This is a genomic window from Pseudoalteromonas sp. 31A1 (assembly GCF_011378815.1).
In the GTDB taxonomy this organism is placed as follows: Bacteria; Pseudomonadota; Gammaproteobacteria; order Enterobacterales; family Alteromonadaceae; genus Pseudoalteromonas; species Pseudoalteromonas arctica.
In genome coordinates this window covers 107,402-131,753 of the sequence record NZ_WTKY01000006.1, presented here as the reverse complement: position 1 = coordinate 131,753, position 24,352 = coordinate 107,402, and the positions used below count along the sequence as shown (strand labels likewise).

Genomic DNA, 24,352 nt, shown 5'->3' with positions numbered 1-24,352 from the left:
TTACCTTCTTAAGAATGTTTTTAATAATTGTTCGGTTTCATATAAAGGTAAGCCTACAACGGAGAAATAGCTACCCGCAATATGAGTTACAAAGCGACCACCTAAACCTTGGATACCATATCCGCCGGCTTTATCTTGTGGCTCACCTGTCTCCCAGTAGGCATTAATTTCTTCATCTGTTAAGGTTTTAAAAGTAACGTCAGTACTTACAACGCAGCTAATTACATCATTTTGCGTCGCAAATGCTACAGCGGTAAGTACTTGATGTGTGTTACCTGACAGGCGTTTTAATGTATTTGTAAAATCGTTTTTATCGCGTGGTTTACCCAGTGATTCGTTATCGATAACAACCACGGTATCACTACCAAGTACAGGGCGATCAGTATATCCAAGCTCTACACCACTTTGAGCTTTTAAGCGCGCTAAACGCTCAACAAGTGCTCTAGGTTGTTCATTTGGAAGTACACTTTCATCTGCATCAACACTAAACTGTGTAAATTCGACACCTAATTGGCTTAATAACTCTTTACGACGGGGAGAGGCTGATGCCAAATATACTGCGGTAGTCATTACCTGATCCTAAAATGTCTGCGATATTTACGAAGTAGTAAAAACACCCAAAACCAACTAACCATTCCGGTTGCTACTGGCCATAAATACTGTGGATTAAAGTAAACCCCTAACAAAAAGTGATTTAGCCAAAACTGCATTAAATGATACAGCGTTAAAAACAAACCAATTAATAAGCTTTGTTGCCAAAGCGAAAAGTTACGAATTTTTTGAAAGTTGCTCGCGGTTACAAATATACATATTGAAAATGTAAGCGAGTTCACACCTAGCGGTGAGCCAGATGCTAAATCTATTAATAAACCAACAACCCAAGCAGTACCAATATTTAAACGATGCGGTACTGCCAACGACCAATACATAAGTACAAGTAAAACCCAGTCAGGTCTAAATGGTTCAAACGAAAAAGGGAGCGGCATTAATGCCATTATTAACGCAAAAAAGATGCTTAGCGCAATTAACAATGAATAACGGTTAATCATCGCTGATTTGCTCCTGTTGATTACGCCATAAAATAACCAGCAAACGAATGCGATCTAATTGCGCAATAGGTTCTGCAAAAACTTGTGCAAACGGGCGGCCTTCATCACGATTTATTTCGGTTACTACAGCCACCGGGTATCCCTCTGGGAATGTGCCACCTAATCCTGATGTAACAAGTACATCGCCAATTCGCACATCTAAGCTGTGCGGAACGTGAGAGAGCTTAACGACGTTAATTTTACCTATGCCCTCAACAACCGTTCGTACATCGTTACGCAGTATACGCACAGGTGTGGCATGCGTAGTGTCGGTCATGAGTAATACGCGTGACGTAGTTGACCCTACTTTAGTTAATTGCCCTACTACACCCATCTCATCAATTACGGCTTGGCTTTCACTAAGTCCATCGGTGGTACCACGATTTATAACAACTTGATGGCTATACGGATTTGAATGCACAGAAAGTACTTGAGCAATAATTTTACGATTTGATTGTTTTGCAGATGAGCCTAATAAGGCGCGTAGTTTTTGATTTTCTCTGGCTAGAAATTGATACTGCTGAAGTTGCTCGCTTTGTAGCATTTGCTTTTTTTTCAGCGCTTCGTTTTCAGTAAGAAGTTGCTCTCGCGTATGCAGGCTTTTAGCACTTAAGCTAAATAATTCGTAGGGTAAATTAGCAACATAAATTAGTGGGCTAACTAAGGTATTGAGGCTGGTACGAACAACGGTACCACCTTGCGTATATCTGTCTCCAACAATGAGTGCGATACTCAAAAGCACTGCGACAAAAAGTCGCAGTTGCAAAGAGACTGTGCGTCCAAACATTAATTTCATTAGTCGTAACTAAAAACATCACCACCATGAACATCGATCATTTCAAGTGCTTTACCACCACCACGTGCAACACATGTAAGTGGATCATCAGCAACAACAACCGGAATACCCGTTTCTTCCATTAATAAACGGTCTAAATCTTTTAACAATGCGCCACCGCCAGTAAGTACCATACCGTGTGCAGAAATATCTGATGCCAGCTCTGGTGGTGATTGCTCAAGCGCAACCATTACTGCACTCACAATACCCATTAATGGCTCTTGTAGAGCTTCTAGGATTTCGTGTGAGTTAAGTGTGAATGAACGCGGAACACCTTCAGCAAGGTTACGACCGCGCACTTCAATTTCGATTGGCTCATCAGTTTTAAACGCAGAACCAATTTGATGCTTAATATTTTCAGCTGTCGCTTCACCAATTAAACTACCAAAGTTACGGCGTACATAATTAATGATAGCTTCGTCAAACTTATCACCACCAATACGAACAGATGATGAGTAAACAACGCCGTTAAGTGAAATAATAGCAACTTCAGTTGTACCACCACCAATATCAACAACCATAGAACCTGTTGCTTCTGATACGGGTAAGCCTGCACCAATAGCGGCTGCCATTGGTTCTTCAATTAAGTAAACTTCACGAGCACCTGCACCCATTGCAGATTCACGTATTGCACGTTTTTCTACTTGAGTAGCACCACACGGTACACAAATTAGTACACGCGGACTTGGACGCATAAAGTTATTGTTATGCACTTGTTTAATGAAGTGTTGTAACATTTTTTCTGTTACAAAAAAGTCAGCAATAACACCGTCTTTCATTGGACGAATCGCTTTTATATTACCCGGTGTACGACCTAACATAAGCTTTGCTTCTGTACCTACAGATGCAACACTTTTAGGTCCACCAGCACGCTCTTGGCGGATAGCAACAACAGAAGGTTCATTTAATACAATGCCTTCGTCTTTTACATAAATTAGGGTATTGGCTGTACCCAAGTCGATCGATAGATCGTTAGAAAAAATACCACGGAGTTTTTTAAACATGAGGCTGGATGACCTTTGAAATACGTTCTTATATTAGCTGCCTCACTTTAACATGCTCAACTATATGAGCAATATAAAGCGCAGCGCCTTTGTGAATTTGTGAAAAAAGGAAGCAAAGCTTCCTTAATTGAGTTTTATCGTTCGCGAACTAAGCGAAAACCAATGTAGTTAGATCTAAAATCAGGCGCTAAAATTAAACGCGTAGATGCACGAGCAAGGCTTGGTGCAAAGTTCCACGCTCCGCCTCTTACTGCTACATCAGACTCACCTGATTCTTTATCGGTCCATTCCCATACATTGCCTACGGTATCGTATAATCCAAATGCATTTGGAGAAAAAGAACCTACTGGTGATGCACGTCTGTTTGACCATTCACTACCACACCAACCACAGTTAGCTAGGTTTTTACCAATTTCGTTACCCCAAGGGTATTCTGTTTCAGTTCCTGCGCGTGCTGCGTATTCCCACTCAACTTCGTTAGGTAAACGAAATTGCTGTCCTGTTTGACCAGATAACCACTCAGCGTAAGCTTTTGCATCGTTATAAGTTAAACATACAGCAGGAAAGTCACTGCCTTGCTCAAAACCAGGATTACGCCAATTTAAATTTGCTTCCCATACTGGTTCGCCATTTAAATAATACGCACACCCTTTATTTTTTTCCGCTTGAGTTTTATAACCTGTATTTGCTACAAACTTTTCGTAGGCACCCACGGTTACTTCTTTACTTTGCATAGCGAAAGAATTTGCTATTACTTTTTCAATTACTGGACGTTCATTAGCTAAACCATTGCCGTTAATATCGCCCATTTTAAATTTGCCTGCAGGAATAACGACAACCGGCGTTTCAACGTTTGCATTTAATACATTAACGTTTTCACTAACCTGGCGTGTTGTTACTTCTGGTTGCTCTCGAGTATAGGTCGGTGCAGCAATCGACTTAGGCTTTTTTACTAAATTTGCATTAATTGTTTGCGCTTTATTCAAATCAACACGTGCTTGATAAGGTTTATAACCAAGTTTACGTATTTCAATGTTATGAATGCCCGGCGGTAAACGTGTAATCAAGCGTGTTGAGCCAAAGCTTACACCATCGATAAACACTTCATCGTCGTATACGTTTGATCGTAATGTTAGCTCTACTGATTGATCCTTCTTCTTATTAAGGATAGAAGGGTAATCTTTTTTCACCGATGCAGGTTTAACTGAATAATCACGTACTGGCTGCTCATTTAAACGAGAAACCGACACCGTGTTGCTATTATCCGCGCTATTACTGAATGTTAACTGACTATCGGTAAATGTATTGTTATACGCTGGTTGATAAGCAGCCGTAAGTGGCGTGCCGTACTCAGAACAATAGCGGTTATCTATGCTTAATAAGCTACATAAACGGCTGCTATTAACTTCGCCGCGCATAGTTACACTTAAGTTAACGTTGTAATTACCTTGACCGCTAAATGCACTGTTAACTACATGGCTACTTAATATTTGTACTTGAGCGCCCGCCAAATTGCGTTTTGGCTCAACAATGCGCTCTTCTGTTAGATTTGCAAAAATTTGATCAACAAAGCGTTTAGTTGCTTTTTGTAGACCCATTTGCTGACCGCGTTGCTCACATGCTGCTAGCGTTTCTGTTCGCTTACAGTTAATAGTGTGGTTAACCTCAAGCGTACCTTCACGTGTAAACTCGTTACGTAAACGCTCTACGCGGGCTGTAGTTAACTGCTCTTTTAAACTTTCTAATGTATTTAAAAGCGTATGCTTAGCAACACGAATTTGTTCTATATCTTTACGGTGGGATGCAATTGCCGCCAACTGCATAGAAATGTCATCTTTATTTTGCTTATGATCAATCACCGCTTTTTGATAGCGTGATTGAGCCGCACTAATATTAATAGTGGGATCGTCAATTAAACGACGGTACATTTCGTTCATCGCATCGAGCGCTTGGTTTTTTTCTTTATCTAGCTCTGTAGAACGAGAACGAAGTAGCTCTAATTGATTTTGTAACTGACTTTCTTCTTTAAGATGTTTTTCAAGTATTCTTGTCGAGTTATCGTATTCTGTCTGTTTAACACTAATCTCTGAGTCAATTCCAGTCACTGTAGCTGTGTCTTGTGCAAATGCACTACTAGCTAACAAACTAGCTGAAATTAACAGAGATAAAGGAGTAATTCGCATATATTCCAGTCCCAAAAAGCGGCAATTATTTGGTCGTTATTATTTTTTATAATTAAAGCCTTATGCTATGTACTTGCAGCACAAAACACAAGCTTTGTTCAATTATTATATTAGTTTACAACTATTCGCGTGTTTCACGCCAGTAAATAACCCGATCATTTCCTCTAAAGCGTCCAAATTGTAAAATAGTACGAGGATCAAGCTGTGTTCCATCGCCCTGCCAATCCCACTTTAACCAATCATAAGTATTATATTCTAAGGTAAATTCACCCAAACCATTTGGCTGTGCATAAATACCGTTATCTGGCGGATATACTCCCGCTTCTAGCTGGCCAGATACACCAGTCCCATATTTATAGGTTAATTGTGGGCTGCTAGGTGATATTTGAGTAATTTGGGTATGATCAAATACACTACAGTTATCTTCAGCGTTATTTACAAATCCACTGCCGTTGTAATACTGAGCCTGCATAGGAATAAGTAAAGGGTCGAGATCGGAGCCTGCGTTATTACCAAGCACTAAACGTCCAAACCTAAACTCTATTGGCAATGCATTTAGTCGTACGCTATTACAACCACCCGAGCATGCTGTTTGTGTATTAGGTTTATCATTTGCATCAATAAGTGTTGCTCCTTCTATGTCAGAAAGCGTTGCCATTAAGCTCACCATAGCGAACGGTCCGTCTGCTTGCCCTACACCTAATCTTTTAAGTGTCGTGTTGAGTTGGCTCATTTGCCATTGGCCGTCGCTTATATCTCCCCAGTTGTTATTTCCTAGGTTTACTAAGCGGCTAGTAAAATTAGTTGCAGGTACATAGTTACCTACTTCATTATTTTCGGCATGAACGTCTACACTCGATTTATTAAAGCCCGCTTTATAATTAGCCATTAGCTCACCATTTTGATTTTGTGCTTGTACTGTAAAGCCAAGTTCAAAAGGTTGATCAAGATAAGTTAAATTACTGCCGTATTGCGTGCATTGCGCGGCAGCTTGAACCCCAACTACCTGAAACTGCGAAGGTGCAAAACGACCAACGTTATATAGCTCACCTTTTACATCTCCGGCACCAAAATAATCGGCATCTTGAAGGCCTGCTGTTAAATCAATGATGCCAACTTGATCGTAATTATATTGCGATATAGATTCACTCAAACTACCTGTGTCATTAAAGGCAACAGTACTCATAGCTTTAAGCGTACCTTGAATGCCTGGCGTAGGCGCTTTAAGTAATGCCTCTACAAGCGGTTGCTCTGTAATAAAATGCTTAGCTATGTTGTTATTTGTAATATTGCTGTAGTTGTCTGGGAAACCATCGTTGTTAGTGTCTTGCCCTGTTTGCCACTGCACCGCATTCATTTTCAAATCAAATGCTTCGCCCGTTAATCTAAATAAACTTCCATCAGCGTCTGCTGCATAACCATCACTTGCAACCTCCATCGCTAATCCAAATGGCTTTACAACATATTCATTTGAACTACCTGTTAGATTTACTGACAGGTTAGTAATTGGATCTAAAATTAAGTTGGTTTTTACATTTAAACTCAACTTTCCTGCATCGGGATAATTTATAACAATCGGGGCTTTAGACTCACTATCAAAGTTTAGCGTGAACGATTTAGCTGCTTGCTCGACCGCAAAGGTATTATTGTTGTTACTAAGTGAAACCGTATCAGAGCAACTTGCACCAGCACTGCATGTATACGATAAATCTAAGCTTACATCGCCACCAGCAGGAAATGCAGCTTCGCATACGCCCGTAGTGGTATTTGTTTTTACCGCTTGAATAGATAGCGCTTTTGCATTAAATCCAGTATTTGAAGGCTTTGCTGATAACTGAGTAGGAATTGTAGTACTTCCATCTGTATCATTATCAAAAATAAATCCAGCATCAGAAAACGTAACTTTGCAGCCACTCAAACCAACATTATTACCACCGATATAACAACGAAGAGGTGCAGAAGGATCAGCAGTGTTATATCCAAATGTAACACTGCCTGTGGTGCGTTTAGCAAATTCGACAACCGCTGATCCTGTAAAATTAATATTCTCCCCCGTAACCCAACTTTGTTGACCACTATTATCTGGAGAAAGGTTTAAACTAGACGGCTCAGCAAATAATAAATCGCAGGCATCATTAGCGCAGGCTGTTAGTGTCATTTCTTTAGCTTCACACGTTAGACCTTTGTTATCGCTTATTGTTAAACGATAATGATCCAGTGTTTCTGGTGTATAAATACCACAAAAACCAGGGATACTTTCGGGTACTGGTAGAGCGTCAAACGTTGAGCTCCCTTCGGTAATAATTTGAGTAGCCGATGTAATTGATCCCTGATACTTTACATTTTGAGCGATTCTTACCTCACCAGTTGCAACAATATAGCCCGCAATATCTGCATCGGCTGCAATAGCAACCGCACCATCCACATAAATAGCCAAGTACGCGCCAGTTTCTACTACTATATTTGTTTTACCTATATTCAAAAATGAAGTTGATAGAAGTGAGGTTGTGTCTTTTAAAAAAATACGTGTAGGCGCTGTTACTCTGTATTGTGTTTCCAGCATACTTAACTGCAACTCATCGTAATAATAGTCGCCAGCTAAAGAAGTAGGTACGGGCCCTGTTGAGCTACCATCATTTGTAACCGTTGGCACCTGCGCCGCTTGATTAGGTTCTAAAGAGTTATAACCACCAGCAACACACGCCTGACCATTACATAAAGGAGGACTCGTCAGCACTGTAGAAATTAAATTCGTGGTTGTGACAAACTGCGCATTGCCATCTGTTATTTCTACCCCCTGAACCAACTGTACCTCTCCATTATTATAAGTAGAAATAGCGCCCGGGAATAACGTATCACAATCTAAAATATCACCATTAAATACAAAGGTACTGGTCATGGCGAGTATTGATGCTTCCTCGTTTACGTGACGGCGCTCGTTATCGCCATCACGATCTTCGTCAACAACAAGCCCTAACCTGTCGGTCCTTAGGTTACAGCTGCGTAGCCACCCGCCATCATCTTCTTGGCGTGAGTTTTTACTTGCTACAACTAACGGAGCCACACTAAAATTATTAGTAAAACTAAAGTAATTACAGCCATTGCTCCAGCCGTCAATTTCAAAGCCTGTGAAAAAAGTTTCCCAGGACACTTCAAGTCCATTATCGTCTGTAAATACGCGGTTACTTCCAGGCTCTACGGCCATATAGGCAACAGTTTCGGTTTTTATAAGCCCAAGTGCTGTTTCAGATGCTTCTAAAGCAATATTAACGCCGCTAGCAGATAAAGAATTACTTTCTACTGCAACGGTCAAAAAAGGCACTAATGCTTGAGTAGGTGGATTACTATCTATGCTGTTGAGCGTTTGTAATGAATGGAAAAAGTTCGGCCTTTGTGAAAATGGCTCAGCAAAGATTAACTGTTTATAACCTTTTGGCGTAAATGGGGAGAAGCCTGACTTAGGACCATACTGTAGCTCTAATAATAAATCGGTACTTCCTACTTCCATGATTGTTCCATCAGGAAACTCATGTACGCCATATTCAACAGCCAAATAATGAGCTCCCATCGTAACGTGCTCACCATCCTCACCCGAAGGCTCAAGAGGTAGTGCCTCAAAGCTGGTTGTGGTTATATTACGTATTCTTATTATTGCGGGGTTTCCGCCTTGGTTTGTTGAGAGCATAAAAACAGCAGGAGGTGTTATGTATTGCTGTTGAAAATTTATTTTTGTCCAAATAGGTGATGTGTATGTGTCTTGCAGCTCAATATAGCGCCCTTCAATTTTAGGCGGTACCGCGTTTGCGTAATTACAAAGCAACACGCAGCTAAAAAATATAATGACTAATGCATTTTTCATCATGGTAAAGTTTTAGCCTCCACACTGAGCGTTCTTTGTGTTTGCCAATAATCTTTTCTGCAGCTACTCCCTGCAGGGCAATCAATTGCGGCGCACGTTGCACTGCTTTGTAGATAATATATATTCACAAGTCCATTCGCCGTACTGCTATCGGGTAAGCCTATATATTCGCTACAATTCACTTCGACCTTACAGTTAGCTAAATATGCAGCTTGGAAGGTTAAATCAGTAGTAACTGATGTACAGCTTTGAACTGAGCTATTTATTGGAAATAGTTGCGTTAAACCACTTTCTAGGCCGCTTTGTGCTGCCATAAAAGCGCGAGCCCCATAGTACTCAATTGTATTTTGTTGAGATGCACCAGAAAGCACTTTAACTAATGCTAATCCTAGTGCTAATAAAGCAACAATAATTACCAAAGAAACAATTATTAAGTTCCCTTTTTGTTTACTGGCTAAGGCTTTTCCGTGAGGATTTTTTTTAAGGTACATTAGGAATATGTACCTCATGATTAAAGTTCATTACTTCAGTATCGTTAAATTGCATTTGCGCATTCACATTAAGCACAGCGTTTCTTTGTAAGGAGAGCGCATCAAGAGTAAAAAATAAATCGCTCGCTAAATTATTGGCAATGTAAATACCTAATAAATCACGTTTAACACCACTGCTTATTTGTAAGCTCACGGCATCTAATTGATTAATAGTAAAACCGTAATTGGTATATCTATATAAATACTGCCCTTCAACGCAAAAACTTACCGGTTCTGAAAGTAAATAAAGGCGTTTACTCGGCGACTCTTGGGCAAATGCTTTACTAAATTGCCACTCATCAATTTCGCTCGCTGAACTATTAAATGCTGATACTTGCAAGCGCTTACTATTATTTTCATCATATATATCAGCACTGCTTAATGGGTAAATAGTTGCCCAATCTCCAGCTTGCGGCTGCGTTAAATTATTAAGTTCAAAATCAACAGCGCTAACATTAAAAGGCGCTACGGTAGGTAGGTAATTTGTATAGTGAGTCGCTGATAAAAACGGCGTAAATTCTAAGCACTGCTGAGCACTACATGCTCCGCTAGTGCTGTTATCGCAAGAGAGCCTTAATGAGTTTGGCGTAGCGTGGCGAAGCTCTTTACTAAGTCGCGTTATTAAAAAGCGGGCCTGAGCTACTGCTTCTTGGCGTTCAATACCTTGTGAGTAAATGCTGACCCCAGCACCAATAAACGAAAATGCACTTACGGCTAAAACACCAATAATAACCATGACAAGTAATAGCTCTATAAGGGTAAATGCATTTTGGTATTTAGCTCTTTGCATTAGTAATTCCCTTTATATGCACTAAATCCGTAAACTTCGCCTAAGGGTGATGTTACTTCAATAGTAATACGCTTAAAGGTTGTGCCATCGTTGATGGTCAATTCGTTAAAGTCGCTATCGTACTGGACTGTAATAACTAAGTTAAAGTCACTGTATTCGCTTAACACCTCACCTAAGCTATTAGTAATAGGTTGGTTAGAAAGTACAATATAGTCATCTACATCGTTATAACTAGTTCGAGATTCTGAGTCGGTGCCTAAATCGCCTGCTGCTGTACAGGGCTCTGCACCCAAAGTTGTTTCGCCGCAACGCCTAAAAGGAGCGCTTCTATCACTGTGCTCATCAAACGATTTACTTTGAATTTCGTTCATTAGTGATTGACCAAATTCAGAGGCTCTTAAAGCAATAATTGGCTCTGCACTTTTTTTTGCTTGCGGGGCAATGAGCGCGGTAATAATGCTTAATGCAATAGCAAACATGACTATGCCAATAATAAGCTCAATTAAAGTGAAACCTTTTACTTTAAGGGCACGCATATATAAGCCCTTCACCACTTATGCATACGCCAGCTAATCCAACGTCTATTCGACACTGCGTAGTACAAGTTTGATTTGATTTACCTAAAGGATCAAAACTAATTTGGGTAAAAATATTCGCGTTACTATCTAAAGCGCTAAATGTTATATCACTTCTTTGCGTGTTTATTTGTACCACTAAATGAACGGTGTTGTTGGTATCTGGGCCACCGATACATGTATCAGGTGTGGGGGGAGCAATAAGTGTGGAGGTTATATAAAGCGTATGGCAACTTGTTGTCGCTGTATTTTGCATTGCACGTAACTGCACTGTTCTCAGTGCATTTAAAGTACGGTCTCGATATGAGTATGCATCTTCTGTTGAGCTGCCCAGAAATTTGGGAACTGCCGTTACCGACAGTATTCCCAATATCACTAGAGTAATAATTAACTCAATGAGTGTGAAGCCACGCAATCGTTGCTTACTACTGCTTATCATTTAATATTAATTAACATTCATCAGTAAAAATATTAATTGTAGGAGCCGTTACTACAACAGGCCCTGTAGTTGCAGTTGCTTGTATGTATTCAATTCTGCACTCATCATCAGCAATGTAACTATTAGGGTATATAATAACTGTTCCTGTTGTTGTCGCATCAATATTAAAGTCATCTGTGTCTGGTGCTGTAGATGGAGCAAAGCTAACATCTAAAAATGCTTCAAATGCAGCAAGTGTTGCTGCTGGGTAACCATAAACAGTAGGTACTGGTACACCAGTATCTACAGTAACTGTAGCCGTTGCCTTTTTGTGATCACTAGCAATAATAGACTTACCATTTACAATATTCATACCACTGCGAATCGACCCTTGTAAGCCTTCGAGTGTTGAAGCATTTGCATCACCTTGCAAGTTTAAAAAACGAGGTGCTGCAGTAACAGCTAAAATGCCCAAAATAACAATTACGATGATCAATTCAACAAGTGTAAAACCTGCTTGTTTATTCATTGGTAAACTTTTTAACGATTGCGTTTTCATAAATAAGCCTCTTTTTAATTACTTAGTTTTTAAATATTTTTACTTTGCCTGTTTTAGCAAAGTATGAAAAACCTGTTAAACCTGATATTTCACCCGTATTGGTAGGTATACTTTTAATATCAATGGTATGAGTTAAATAATAGACGCATTGCGTACTTTCTGCATTGTACCTAACTAAAAAACTTACACTTTTTATTATCGATATTTCACTACTTGAGGTACTACTTGGTGCATCTTGTAAAATTACATTTAATACTTGGCGGCATTTATGAGCATTTATAGACTCTGCACGAGTATCTTTTTTTTCTGTTTCGTCACTCGTTGGTGTACCTAACGATCCATCAACACCAACTATTACTCCTCCATAATTAACAAATGTTTTATTTGACTTACTATTTGGCCTCCCTTCTAACTCCCATTGACCTCTAACCATCCCAACAGCCGATGAAAAACTACCCGCAATAGCATCTACGCTTGCATTATGCGCTTGATTTTTAATACCTATATATTGAGGTATAGCAAAGCTCAAAATTACTGCCAGTAAAATAACAACAATAACTAACTCAAATAATGAGAAACCTTTTGAGTAAGCTGTGGTTGTGTTCACCTTAATTCCCTTTAATTGCCGACATCATGTTCCACATCGGCATAAAAATACCCAATGCTAAAATCAGCACCATAATGGCAACAAACACAGTTAAAATAGGTTCTATTTTGGCGGTTAAACTACGTAGGTCGTAATCAACTTCACGCTCATAATAATCAGCTGCTTCTTGAAGTAACTCATCAACCCGGCCTGTTTCTTCACCTACGGCGACCATCTGTAATACAAGCTGAGAAAACAGCTCAGAACTTTTTGAGGCTCTAAGTAAGCTATCGCCTTTTTCTATATCTTGGCGCATAGTTATAATCGCTTTTTCCATATAGCTATTATCTACGGCATGCGCTGTTAGCGATAACCCCGTGGTCATAGGTACGCCAGAGCGCAATACCATAGCTAGACTTTGGCTGTAGCGCGCAAGCAATGTGCGTTTTAAAATATCGCCAATAAATGGAATTTTTAATTTATATTGATCCCACTTGAAGCGCCCGGCATCTGTATTTAAATAACGCTTCCACGCAAATACCGCTCCAATACCCATTACCAACACTAACCACCAGTAATTAACAAAAAAGCTGCTAGTACCAATTAATATTTGAGTCATTAACGGCAATTCGGCATCGAATTTGGCAAACATGCTCGCAAAGGTAGGAATTACAAAAATATTTAAAATAACCATAGCTCCTACAAGAGCCAAAATAACAAAAGTAGGGTAGCGCATAGCTGCTTTTATTCGTTTGCGAGTTTCCTGTTCTTTTTCAAAGTAAATAGCGAGTTGATAAAATGCATCTTCTAATCGGCCAGAACCTTCACCAACCATTACCATTGACACGGTTAAGCGGCTAAACACCTCGTTATGAATTGCCATTGCACTGGATAAGTCGCGGCCTTGCTCAAGTTGCCTGGTAACTTCCATCAATACATTTTTAAATTCTTTATTTTGTGTTGTATCTGCCAATCCAATCATTGCTCGTATAATTGGAATACCCGCTTTTAGTAGCGAATACATTTGTCTAGAAAACATAATCATGTCGTCTAGCGTTATTTTTTCGACAAATAAATTATCAAAAATTTTAATATTATTTTTTGTTTCAACTAAAGAAATTGATATTGGTATAAATTGACGCTTCATTAAACTATCAGCTACGCCAGCTTGGTTACTCGCTTCTAATTGGCCTTTTACCAAAACACCTTTGCTGTCTTTCGCTTTATAGCTATATAGTTGCATCAATATCCCCTACTATTTCTGGGATATATTCAGCCACTTTAAATACTTCATCTAAAGAGGTAATACCTTTCTTAGCGTAATTTAATGCCATTGCTGAGAGTGGCGAAAAGTTTGCGCTATTTTTAGCGGCTTTCGCAAAACCTTGTGTGTCGTTAACTCGTAAGGCATCCATCATTGCATCATCCATTTCGAGCAACTCAAAAATACCTACACGTCCTTTATAACCAGTGTGATTACATGCTGTGCAACCTTGCCCTTTAGAAAATTGAGCATCTGTAATCTCTTCGCCTAAATATTTTAACCAACTTATTTCTTGGCGATCTGGCAAGTACGGTACTCTACAGTCATTACATACTCGCCTTACTAATCGCTGAGCAATAATCGCTCGCAGTGAACTTGCCACTAAGTAAGCTGGTGCACCCATGTCGATTAAGCGCATAGCGCTGGTAATTGCATCATTGGTATGTAACGTTGATAGTACTAGGTGGCCTGTTAAAGCGGCCCTTAATCCAATATCTACGGTTTCTTGGTCACGCATTTCGCCAACCATTATGATGTCAGGATCTTGCCTTAGAGCGGTCCGTAAAATACTGGCAAAACTTAGCCCTATTTTATTATTTATTTGTACCTGGTTAATACGGCCAATACGATACTCAACGGGATCCTCTACTGTAATAATTTTACTTTCTTGTTGGTTTAACTCACTTAATGCACCATAAAGTGTGGTTGTTTTACCCGAGCCTGTTGGCCCAGTAACTAAAACCATGCCATGTGGACGTTTTATAATGCTGCGCACACGTTTTAATATGTGTGCCGGCATGCCTGTTTCATCTAACGATAATAATCCTGCAGATTGATCAAGCAAACGCATTACAACTGATTCACCATGCTGAACCGGCATGGTAGATAGGCGCACATCAATACTATGGCTACGCACTTTTATATTAAACCGGCCATCTTGAGGGAGGCGTTTTTCAGATATATCTAATCCCGACATAAGCTTTAAACGTAGCACTAGTGCCGATGCTATTTTTACTTGGTTAAGAGTGTGCTCTTGTAATATTCCATCTACACGTTGACGAATGCGAAGCAAACCTTCATCTGGCTCAATGTGAATATCAGATGCGCGAACTTGCACAGCATCCTCAAATATTGATTGCAGTAACTTTACAACGGTTGCATCAGATGTCTCATCACCTAAAGAGTTTAAATCAAACTCTTCTACGTCTTGATATTCTTCATGGAGTTGTGCTGCAAAGTTGGTAATTTCATCTGTACGACGATATACGTTGTCAAATGCAGCCATGATTTGGCTTTCTTGTACAACAGCTAAATCTATTCGTTTAGGAGCAAGCATAGTCGCAAGTTGATCAAGCCCTCTTAAATCAGCTGGGTCGCTCATCCCGACCAAAACAGAGTCACCATTATCTTCGATTACTAGTGCTCTGTAACGACGCGCATATACCTCAGATAAAAGCTTAGACACATCGTGTGATATTTTTCGCTGTGATATATCTAAAAAAGGTACCTGTAATTGCTGCGCTAAAAAGCGTAATAATTGTGGCTCACTAATAAACTCAAGTGTAATAAGTGTCGAACCTAATTTACGGCCCGTTGCAGCTTGAACATTTAATGCTTCACTTAGTTGCGCTTCGGTGATCATGTGTTCGTGGACAAGTAAATCGCCTAAGCGCATTTTTAAACTAGGTCTCATACGGCCTCCTTTAGTGCAACTAAACGCTGTAATGCATGCTGGGTCATAGCGGTATTTAACCCACCTAAATCTAGAGCTACTTTATAAAGCTGTTTAGCATCGAGGTACTCTCCTAGTGCATCTTTTGAGGTTGCAAGTGCAAGCCACCACTTGGCTTGACTAGGCTGGAGCTGTGTAAGATGTTTAAAGCTTTCAAGTGCTTTGTGGTGCTTACTCGCACTTTGCGCAGCAGTACCTTGCAGCACCCAAAAATCAAGATTCGCCTGGGATTCAAATTCATCACTTAAAAGCAGTAATACTCCTTCATACTGTTGTTGCATAATGAGTATTTTGCTTAGCATTACACGCCATTCAAGTACGTTAGGGTTTTGGCGAATACCTGATTGCAAAACCTGCTGTGCAGAATTTATATCTTGTTGTTTAAAGTAAGTTGCAGCCAGTAAATTTCGAGCCTCAACATGTAAAGGCGATTGCGCTAAAATAATGTTTAAATCACTAATAGCTTCGTTGTATAAGCCAAACTGTATTGCCTGTTTAGCTGCTGCTAATTGCTCGACCAATAAAGCCTGTGGTGACTTAGTTTCTGCCGCGCTTTTGATCATAGTATTTTGTGGCTTAGTTTTAGTCACTGAAGTAACTTTTGGCTTGCTGACAATAACTTCGCTAGCCACTAACATATTATCTTTAGCTAGTGCAGGGCTTTGTTTAACCTCGGCAATTACAACCGGCTCAGCCGTTGGTTGAGAAACCAGTGATGTTGCTTCACTCAACTTGGATTCAGCTAAATCATTCACTTCTGGTTTTATTTGCTTAACTTGCACAGCCTTCTTCACAACTTCTTGCTCAACTAAAGGCTCTACAGTGCTTTTTTCATCTTGAGAATCAGATAAATTAGAGCTCAAAACCGCAACCATTTTTTGCTGTGGTAAAACAGACTCACGTTGAGTTTCTTTTTTGTCGGCGGTCGGTAAATACAGGTATGCTAAAAAAATGACACTTAGCATAATAAGTAAAATTGCGGCTTTAAATACAATGTTTTTTACATCATATATTGGCTTTACGCTTATACCTTCTTGAATATTCACTTGTTTAGCTTCACGTTGCTCAATATTTTTAAGCATATTATTTATAACGCTCATAACCACTGCCTCCATACCCATATGGCAGCAATAGCTAAAACACTAAACATTAACGCGCTGTAGCTCCAATATTGACCGGTTCGATATTTTGCGCAGTCTTCGGTATCTTTTATGGCAAGCTGAATATGGCGATTTGTTATTGTATTTAACCCTTCCCCATAAGCTTGTAATAGTGCTTTGTGGCATAAAATATTAACTAACCTAGGAATTCCACGGCTTGCTCTGGCAATCTTAAGCCCCATACTATTATTAAATAAAGGAGGCCTATTAAATCCTGCAACTTGTAAGCGATGATTAATATAATAAACAACCTCAGCGCCAGTCATCGCCCGTAACTTATACGAAAAACTAATACGTTGGCGTAACTGCCTTACTTTATTGTTTGCCAGTTTTTCATCAAGTTCAGGTTGCCCAAATAACACAACTTGAATCAACTTTTCGCTTTCTGTTTCTAAGTTTGTAAATAATCTAAGCGCCTCTAGTGTCTCCCAACTCAAGCATTGCGCCTCATCTATCAAAAGCACTACGCGCTCATTATCTTCTTGTAAGTCGAGTAAGTGATGATTTATAAGCTGCCCTAGTGCTTGTTGATCCAATGCTTTATCTACATCCATACCCAGCTCAATTGCAATCGCCCATCTAAGCTCTTCAGGGCTTAAATAAGAGTTAGGCAAATAAGCCACAATGTAATCTGGCTCAAGTTGGTTTAATAGCTTTCTACAAAGCAACGTTTTACCTGTCCCAACTTCACCGGTGACTTTAATAAACCCTTCACCCATTTCAATGGCTGTTGTTAGCACTTGCATCGCTTCGTGGTGCGGTTCAAGTGCACAAAAAAATTGTGTGTTAGGGGTTAATGTGAAAGGCATTTCACTTAAATTAAAAAAGCTTAAATACATAGTTAGTTTTCATACCATGTTTTTAAAAGCTGACGGCTTTCACCTTGTTGTTTTTTCCAAGTATCGGGCATAACAACGGTTGGTTTGATTAAAATAATTAGTTCTTTTTTCTCTTGGCGTTTACGAATACTTTTGAATAAGTTGCCAAATATGGGGATATCACCCAGCACGGGTGTTTTTGATTCTTCATCCTGTGTTGACGTTTGCATCAAACCACCAATAACAACTATTTCGCCACTTTGAGCGCGAATAACGGTATCTGACTCTCGAATGTTGCTTTGCGCTAGAGGTAACTCAAAACGTTGATCGTCTAAAGTAATTACCTTTAGCTGCTCTTCTGTTTCAGTTACTGAAGGGTGAACATGCAAGATGACTGAGCCGTACTTGTCAATTTGCGGCGTTACATCAAGCGCAATACCAGAAAAGAACGGTGTTAAATCAATCTCAGGCGAGGTAGTTGTAGCAGTACCAGTTACCGTCGTACTTGATACATTAGTAACAAAGTATTCGTCTTGCCCTACTTTTATAACTGCTTTTTGGTTGTTTGTAGCCGTAACGCGAGGGTTAGATAACATTTGCACATCACCTTGGGTTTCTAGCAAATTAATAACCCCATTAAAGTCACCCTTTTGAATTGTCAGCGATGACGCTCCGCCAATGGCAGCCGAAATACTATTGCTAATTGTAGAACCCGCTGTTGTAGCAAACGAAATACCGCCTTCTAAACCACTGGCTATGCGCTCCCAGTTGACCCCTTGTTGGTACTCATCTTTTAAGGTTACTTCTATTATTTTTGCTTCTAGAATAACTTGGCGTTGTAGGTTTTCTTGGCTTTGACGTAAAAACTCTTTTAGCTGACTAATTTCGCTTGGTAATGCATTTACGGTTACCAAACTAGCTTGTGGGCTTGCAACAACATAGCGCCCATCGCTTGCGCCAATTAAAGACTTAAGGGCAACTTCTAATTCCTTCCAAAAATCGTTTTTATTAATTGTTTGGATTCGAGAACCATTCAAATCTAAGCTTTGATTATCGCCGCCAAATTCACTATTTTGCTGGTTACTATTACCTGAACTTGAACCACTCGAACCACTGCCACTTTGTGCAAATTGACTCACCCCACCAGCAACAACACTCACTGTAGACTGACCATGGCGTTGCATCATTAAATAATTTACAGGTATTGTTTCTGTGCGCATTTTGGCTGGTAGTACTTGTACAATTCGTCCTTCATTAACAATATCTAAAGGATACATACGCTTAATAACATTAATGACTTCATTAAACGTAACGCTTTTAAGATTTAAATTAATTGTGCCATTTACCTCAGGATGCACAGCAACACTAAAAGGGGTATCGTCTGTTAAGCCTGCAAAAAAAGCGCCTATTTCAACATCATTTGCTGCGACATCAAAACGCTTTATAGATAAATCATCACTTATAGTTTGCTCATTATTTATAGATGACAATAAGCTTTGTGTAAGTTCGCTTGGCATTTGTAAAGGCACAATTACTTTAGGCTCTGTAGGTCTTTCAGATAACTCTTGCTCTATATGATTTTTAACCTCTTTACCTGGTTTAAAGCTATGGCACGCAGTTAAAAATGTAGGTAACAATAGAAGAACAAGCCACGGATGAGATAAATTATTTTTTAATTTCATAGTCATATAATTCTAATTTTATTTGTTTATCATCATTTGCTAACACAACCTGTTTTGAGTTAATGCTTAGCACCCGAAAATCATCTACAGCATCACCAACTCGATAAATATGGCCTGAAATAATGGCCTTAAATGCTGTACTGTTTTTAATAATAGATTGCAATTTAAGTTCTGTACTTTGCTTAACTGGACTATTGTTACTCACAAACATATTTGGCTGAGTCGGATCGCGAAGTTGCGCAAGCGCACTCGGCGCAATAATGTAAAAAGCCAAAGTACAAATACTATAACGCGATAAATTTTTCATTAGCGCTCACTGTAGCAATTTGTAAAGTTAATTCAGCCTGAGGGTACTCTAGTACCTGATAACTAAACTCTTGTATTAATAACTTATCTTGATTATTTTTTAATGCGGCTAAATATTTTTGTAAGCTAAAGTAGCTACCTTGCAAAGTAACTACCATCTGATGCTCAAAAAATAATGTTTGCGTATCATGTTCACCTAGTTTTTCTACATCGATAGCCCGTGCTGGTTTTACATTAAAGCTACTCACTTTTACGTCGCTACTATCTACGAGCAAATCTTTTAAAACGGCAGGTACATTTTTAGCAGCTACAAAGCCTTGGCTAAAACTATTAAGTTGATTATTTATTTCGGCTAATTCATCTCTGGTTTGTGCAATTTGACCGCGTAAAACCTTAGTGTAGTCGTAGTTTAGTGCTTGGTTTAACATGGAGAGTTGCGCATTTATCTGCTGTAACTCTTGCAGCGTTGTATTGTGCTTTGAACGTATGTTGGCAACTTCATCTTGCTGTGGAAAAATAACGAACCAGAGACCGAGGTAAATCACTATAAACAAACCAACAAATAAGGTGGAATACTTCTCACGTTTTTGCAGCGATGCAAACTGAGCTTGGTATTTGACCCATAATGGCCAACCTTTATTTTTATTATTCTGGCTACTTGTTGTTTGGCTCATGGCTTATCGCCCTCATCACTAAGGTCTGTCGCTACATTAAATTCACTCACACCTGCTTGCGTAGATAACTCTAAAACTGAAAACTCTTTATCAATAAAAAATGGCGACTGTTTTAAATTATCAAACCAAATTGGTAAGAATTTTGATTGCGATGTTTGACCTTGAAGCGTCACACTTTGCCCTACAAACTTAATGTGGGTCAGCCAAATATTAGGTTCATGATACTTAGCTAAATCGTGCATTACCTGTGCGTAATCGGTTGCAGACTGATCTGAACTTTGCTCTAAATAGCTAAATATTTGCTGCTTGTGCAAAACCTCTTGCTGAAGTGTTTTTAGCTCATTAATAAAGAGTGTTTTATTTTGTTTCTCTGCTAACTGCTGTTTTACAACTTCTAACTGAGCTTTTCCTTGTTTTAGGTACTGCCTATTTTGTTCTAAATCAAGCTCACTAGAATATGTTTTATAACTGTAAAAAGCCCACGTGATTGCAATAATTAATAGCGCACCTAACCATAACGTAATCATTCCAGACAAAGGGACTGGGTCTCGCCGTACGCGTAAGGTTTTTTGATAAAAGTTAATCCGGGTTTTCATAGCACAGACTCAGGATCTGTTAATTGATAGGCTGCCCCAAGCGCATAATAAAAATTTGGCTCTAATTGCTGCGCTAATTCTAAGTTAGGCTCAAAATCTACAACTTTTACTTGTAAAAACTCTGCAAGCCCGGCTCTAAGAGTTAATGAGGATAAATCATCGCACTGTAACTGAATGCTGCGAATTGGTGGTTGCTTGAGCTGGCTTTCAAAAAAGTCCATAGAACGCTGAATTTCTAATCCTAACGCTTCTACCAATTCTTGATTTTGATCCTTATCTGAAATACCCAAAAAACCATTTAATCGCCTAGCTAATACTAATTGCCCATCACGAATAATTAAGATTCGAGGTTCATGATTAGCATGTTGCACAATCAGCATATGCGCCTCTTTGTATGAGCCAAACAAGGTAACTAAAACCATTTCTTCAGAGGTCATTGCACGCAAAACAGGTTTAGTTTGTTCAAAACTGTCTATAAACGGAAGTAGTTGCAGCTTATTCGTAATAAACACATTCATTTTACTGCTTTGCATCGGTAACGTTATTGGATAATCGATAAAATCAGCCACAATATTTTCAGAAGCTATATCAACTAAATCTTTTGTAGTCCAAGGGAGTGACTGAATAATTTCTTCATCACTAAGGTTTGGTTTATCCATTTGCACTATTTGATAAAAGTAGTGCGGTATGACTAAATTAACTGCACAAATATCAGTAGAAACCTCATTTGTACAAGCAACAATTGCAGCGGTATAATCGGTTTGCTCAGACACATTTACACTGTGAGAACTGTGAACCATCCATTGGTCGCGTTGTTTTTTTAAACATACTGCGTTAACAGTATCTGCGTAAGTTGCAACACCAATAGCTGTATTTGGATCTAAACTACGATTTAACCATGAAAACAGCTTTTCTTTCATATAGCTACTATTGTTAATTGTGTATGAAATAAGTGTCGTACATTTTAACTACTTTGCCAAATTGAAAACCAACAAAATGCATGAAATATTCAAAATAGATGAAAATAACTATATTCAACAAATAGATAGCTCGTTTCTAAAAAAGAGAAATCTTTATTTAGGTATAAAACGTGATGATTTGCTCCATCCGCTAATAAGTGGCAATAAATGGCGTAAATTGAAATATAATTTAGCGTACATGCAAAAGATAAATAAAACAGAACTTCTGACTTTTGGTGGTGCGTTTTCAAACCATATTCACGCCTGTGCAGCTGCCGGAAAAGAATTTAATATAAAAACTCGCGCGATTATTCGCGGACCTGAACTGGATAACAACAATCCAACAATCCAATTTGCAAAACATTGTGGTATGAACCTACATGTAGTTAATCGTATAGAGTATCGAAAACGCCACGACACCGATTACCTTAATGCTCTGCAAGAGCACTTTCCAAATGCTCATATTATTCCTGAAGGTGGTACAAACGAGCACGCCTTATTAGGGTGTAAAGAGTTAGTACAAAGCTTACCTGAGCATAACTACTTAGTGTGCCCTACCGGTAGTGGTGGCACGCTTGCTGGATTAATAGAAGGCAGTGCTTCAACAACACAAGTGATTGGTGTAGCAGTATTAAAACAAGCTAATTATTTAAAAGAAGAAATAAAAAAGCTGAGCGCTAAAGCTAATAATCAAAACAACTGGCAGTTACTCACAGAGTTTCATGGTGGCGGCTATGGTAAGTTTTCACCTGAGTTATGGCAGTTTTGCCAAGATATGAGCCGCACACATAATCTACCACTTGAGCCTATTTATAGCGGGAAAATGATGTATGCATTATGGCAGCTTATTGAGCAAGATTATTTCCCATCTGGGAGTAAAATTATTGCGGTTCATACTGGCGGGCTTCAGGGGCTAAATGGACTTAAATATAGAGGATTAATTTAATTAAATACCGCTTGCGTAAACTCTTGAAGTGGCTCTGAAAAGTAAAACCCTTGAGCTCCCACCACTCCCAATTTGGCAAGCGTAAACAACTCTTTTTGAGTCTCTACGCCAACTGCATACACAGGTAAATTTAAAAGGTTTGCGGCTTCAACTATCTTTTTTATTCGCCTTTGATTTTGAGTTTTTTCATTTAATAAATGAATTAGTTCGTATGATAATTTAAGTCCGCATACTTGATTATAATTAGCTAATACAGCTACTTTCTCACTACTTTTTACATTATCAATCACAACTTGTGAACGGCTTTTTTTAATTACATTAAGTGCATTAGTTATCGATTCTCTATGAGTAAAAAATTCTGCCTCACTTATTTCAAATTGTAATTTAGTATTTAACTTAAGCTCTGCCATTTGATTGGCTAACCACTCCCAAAATACAGTATTAAACCAATTTTTAGGGTGTAGATTTACACTAACTGTTAAGGCCGAAGGTTCACTCAGCATTAGCTTTTTAACTTGTGTTATTACTGCTTTATCTAATATTAAAGCGTCTTGATTACTATAAACCTGATTAATAAAATAACGAGCAGCTAGTAAACCAAGTTGGCTATGCCTAACCCTGATAAGAGCTTCATGTTCTAAAATTTCCCCGCTAGAGAGCTCAAATAAAGGCTGGAAGAATAATATAAATTTATTCTTTTTAATATTTTCGATAACTTGCTTACTAGAAAGTGGTTTTTCTTGACAGTAATTTAACGCTAAGCGGTGAAAGTGCTGTACTGAGCTGTTTTGCGATAGCATAAGTGCTGATTTTGCTAACTGATAAACCGCAATTTTATCTGCGCCTAATCGATAGTCGCACGCACCTATTTTAATGTTTTTATGAGTCATACTTTTTTGATAATTTTGGCATAGTAAAAACACGCTCTGATGGAGCTTTTCAACGTAGCTGTCTAACTCGGGAGTAGGAATATGTGGCAAGGTGACGGCCAAGTAACTGGAATTTAGTATTTTTACCGACACATCTTTAAATTCAGTCAATTTTCTAGTGATTAACACTTTAAAAATAGCTTCTTGATCAGTTTTCTTATCAAAGTCACATTCAATGAGTAAAAATAAGCTATGTGATGCTCTATTAACCCCATACAAAGAACTTAATTCACATTTTTTTACTTGTTTAATTAATCGTATTTTATTTTGTTTTTGTTTAATAATTTTAGTAGGTTGTATCATTGTATTTTTGGGCGTAATTCTACGGCTTACATTCAATAAGCCCCACCAACGATAAGACCAGCCAGCGGCGCCTAATATGATCAAGTTTAGCAATATAAATAAGTAACTTTGTGTTACCCAAGCAGGATAGTGATAGAGGCTCAAGCTTAATGTTTTGTAAGAAAAAACTTCGCGCTCTATATTCACTAAATGCCTAACATGCTCTGCAGGCTTTGGCACCTCCAACACAAAACCTTCACTTTTAGCTAATGCAGCCAACACTTCATTGTTTATAGAAGGGGATAAATTCAGCTCGTAAACGTGTTTAACGAACTGCTGCCCAGAAGCATGAACTTTTTGATGTAATGCATCATTTAAAACGAAATTAAAACTAATAAGCATCATTAAAAATAAGACAAAAGAGATACCTTTGAAGTACTTGAAAAGCCAGATTTTACTCTTTTGCATAGCCTGCCACCCGTTAAATTATTAACTAAAGTGTTGTTCAATATCTATAGAAGTACAAGGCTATAAACTAAGTTTAAACGTTTATTAATAGCACTAAACAAAAAAGCCC

General features: G+C 38.7%; 23 protein-coding genes. 1 reads left to right on the top strand and 22 read right to left on the bottom strand.

Annotated features, from left to right (window positions below):
- From GQR52_RS08460 to GQR52_RS08360, 21 genes are all read right to left on the bottom strand, one after another.
- Complete coding sequence (locus tag GQR52_RS08460) at positions 1–570, bottom strand: Maf family protein (protein WP_165728131.1); 570 nt, start codon at positions 568–570, stop codon at positions 1–3.
- Positions 570–1,049 carry a rod shape-determining protein MreD gene (gene mreD, locus GQR52_RS08455; RefSeq protein WP_007586341.1) on the bottom strand — a complete coding sequence of 160 codons (480 nt, stop codon included), beginning with the start codon at positions 1,047–1,049 and terminating at the stop codon, positions 570–572. Before mreD ends, GQR52_RS08460 begins: the two co-directional genes overlap by 1 nt.
- The gene (gene mreC, locus GQR52_RS08450) at positions 1,042–1,884 is read right to left on the bottom strand and encodes a rod shape-determining protein MreC (RefSeq protein WP_193371825.1); all 843 of its coding nucleotides are present in this window, start codon (positions 1,882–1,884) and stop codon (positions 1,042–1,044) included. The genes mreD and mreC overlap by 8 nt, the downstream gene beginning before the upstream one ends.
- A complete protein-coding gene (locus GQR52_RS08445) occupies positions 1,884–2,927 on the bottom strand; it encodes a rod shape-determining protein (RefSeq protein WP_007586338.1) in 1,044 nt (347 codons plus the stop codon). Before GQR52_RS08445 ends, mreC begins: the two co-directional genes overlap by 1 nt.
- 134 nt (positions 2,928–3,061) lie before the next feature.
- A complete protein-coding gene (locus GQR52_RS08440) occupies positions 3,062–5,110 on the bottom strand; it encodes a formylglycine-generating enzyme family protein (protein WP_007586336.1) in 2,049 nt (682 codons plus the stop codon).
- A gap of 121 nt (positions 5,111–5,231) precedes the next feature.
- Positions 5,232–8,972, bottom strand: a complete 3,741-nt coding sequence (locus tag GQR52_RS08435; protein ID WP_165728130.1) for an H-type lectin domain-containing protein — start codon at positions 8,970–8,972, stop codon at positions 5,232–5,234.
- Complete coding sequence (locus GQR52_RS08430; RefSeq protein ID WP_165728129.1) at positions 8,969–9,460, bottom strand: agglutinin biogenesis protein MshP; 492 nt, start codon at positions 9,458–9,460, stop codon at positions 8,969–8,971. Before GQR52_RS08430 ends, GQR52_RS08435 begins: the two co-directional genes overlap by 4 nt.
- Positions 9,450–10,289 carry a type II secretion system protein gene (locus GQR52_RS08425; RefSeq protein ID WP_165728128.1) on the bottom strand — a complete coding sequence of 280 codons (840 nt, stop codon included), beginning with the start codon at positions 10,287–10,289 and terminating at the stop codon, positions 9,450–9,452. Before GQR52_RS08425 ends, GQR52_RS08430 begins: the two co-directional genes overlap by 11 nt.
- The gene (locus tag GQR52_RS08420) at positions 10,289–10,825 is read right to left on the bottom strand and encodes a type II secretion system protein (protein ID WP_165728127.1); all 537 of its coding nucleotides are present in this window, start codon (positions 10,823–10,825) and stop codon (positions 10,289–10,291) included. The genes GQR52_RS08425 and GQR52_RS08420 overlap by 1 nt, the downstream gene beginning before the upstream one ends.
- Positions 10,812–11,303 (bottom strand): type II secretion system protein, encoded by a 492-nt coding sequence (locus tag GQR52_RS08415; protein WP_165728126.1) that lies wholly within the window; start codon positions 11,301–11,303, stop codon positions 10,812–10,814. The genes GQR52_RS08420 and GQR52_RS08415 overlap by 14 nt, the downstream gene beginning before the upstream one ends.
- Positions 11,304–11,313: 10 nt before the next feature.
- Entirely contained in the window at positions 11,314–11,841 is a 528-nt protein-coding gene (locus GQR52_RS08410; RefSeq protein WP_010553772.1) for a prepilin-type N-terminal cleavage/methylation domain-containing protein, read from the bottom strand.
- A gap of 22 nt (positions 11,842–11,863) precedes the next feature.
- Positions 11,864–12,448 (bottom strand): prepilin-type N-terminal cleavage/methylation domain-containing protein, encoded by a 585-nt coding sequence (locus tag GQR52_RS08405; RefSeq protein ID WP_165728125.1) that lies wholly within the window; start codon positions 12,446–12,448, stop codon positions 11,864–11,866.
- Between the two features lies 1 nt (position 12,449).
- Entirely contained in the window at positions 12,450–13,670 is a 1,221-nt protein-coding gene (locus GQR52_RS08400) for a type II secretion system F family protein (protein WP_165728124.1), read from the bottom strand.
- Positions 13,657–15,384, bottom strand: a complete 1,728-nt coding sequence (locus tag GQR52_RS08395; RefSeq protein WP_024589866.1) for a GspE/PulE family protein — start codon at positions 15,382–15,384, stop codon at positions 13,657–13,659. The genes GQR52_RS08400 and GQR52_RS08395 overlap by 14 nt, the downstream gene beginning before the upstream one ends.
- Complete coding sequence (locus GQR52_RS08390) at positions 15,381–16,523, bottom strand: tetratricopeptide repeat protein (protein ID WP_165728123.1); 1,143 nt, start codon at positions 16,521–16,523, stop codon at positions 15,381–15,383. The genes GQR52_RS08395 and GQR52_RS08390 overlap by 4 nt, the downstream gene beginning before the upstream one ends.
- Positions 16,520–17,422 (bottom strand): AAA family ATPase, encoded by a 903-nt coding sequence (locus GQR52_RS08385; protein WP_007586321.1) that lies wholly within the window; start codon positions 17,420–17,422, stop codon positions 16,520–16,522. The genes GQR52_RS08390 and GQR52_RS08385 overlap by 4 nt, the downstream gene beginning before the upstream one ends.
- Before the next feature lie 2 nt (positions 17,423–17,424).
- Positions 17,425–19,089: a pilus (MSHA type) biogenesis protein MshL gene (gene mshL / locus GQR52_RS08380; RefSeq protein WP_101217852.1), complete on the bottom strand. Its 1,665-nt coding sequence runs from the start codon at positions 19,087–19,089 to the stop codon at positions 17,425–17,427.
- Positions 19,067–19,390: a hypothetical protein gene (locus GQR52_RS08375; RefSeq protein ID WP_007586318.1), complete on the bottom strand. Its 324-nt coding sequence runs from the start codon at positions 19,388–19,390 to the stop codon at positions 19,067–19,069. Before GQR52_RS08375 ends, mshL begins: the two co-directional genes overlap by 23 nt.
- On the bottom strand, positions 19,368–20,063 hold the full coding sequence (locus tag GQR52_RS08370) for a hypothetical protein (protein ID WP_010553778.1): 696 nt from the start codon (positions 20,061–20,063) through the stop codon (positions 19,368–19,370). Before GQR52_RS08370 ends, GQR52_RS08375 begins: the two co-directional genes overlap by 23 nt.
- Positions 20,060–20,659 (bottom strand): PilN domain-containing protein, encoded by a 600-nt coding sequence (locus GQR52_RS08365; protein WP_225305713.1) that lies wholly within the window; start codon positions 20,657–20,659, stop codon positions 20,060–20,062. Before GQR52_RS08365 ends, GQR52_RS08370 begins: the two co-directional genes overlap by 4 nt.
- Complete coding sequence (locus GQR52_RS08360; RefSeq protein ID WP_007586312.1) at positions 20,656–21,579, bottom strand: hypothetical protein; 924 nt, start codon at positions 21,577–21,579, stop codon at positions 20,656–20,658. The genes GQR52_RS08365 and GQR52_RS08360 overlap by 4 nt, the downstream gene beginning before the upstream one ends.
- Before the next feature lie 76 nt (positions 21,580–21,655).
- Here GQR52_RS08360 and GQR52_RS08355 point away from each other — a divergent pair, with 76 nt between their 5' ends.
- A complete protein-coding gene (locus GQR52_RS08355) occupies positions 21,656–22,564 on the top strand; it encodes a pyridoxal-phosphate dependent enzyme (RefSeq protein ID WP_165728122.1) in 909 nt (302 codons plus the stop codon).
- On the opposite strand, the gene GQR52_RS08350 is transcribed toward GQR52_RS08355, so the two are convergent.
- Complete coding sequence (locus tag GQR52_RS08350; RefSeq protein WP_231611838.1) at positions 22,561–24,243, bottom strand: EAL domain-containing protein; 1,683 nt, start codon at positions 24,241–24,243, stop codon at positions 22,561–22,563. The genes GQR52_RS08355 and GQR52_RS08350 overlap by 4 nt on opposite strands.
- Positions 24,244–24,352 lie beyond the last annotated feature (109 nt).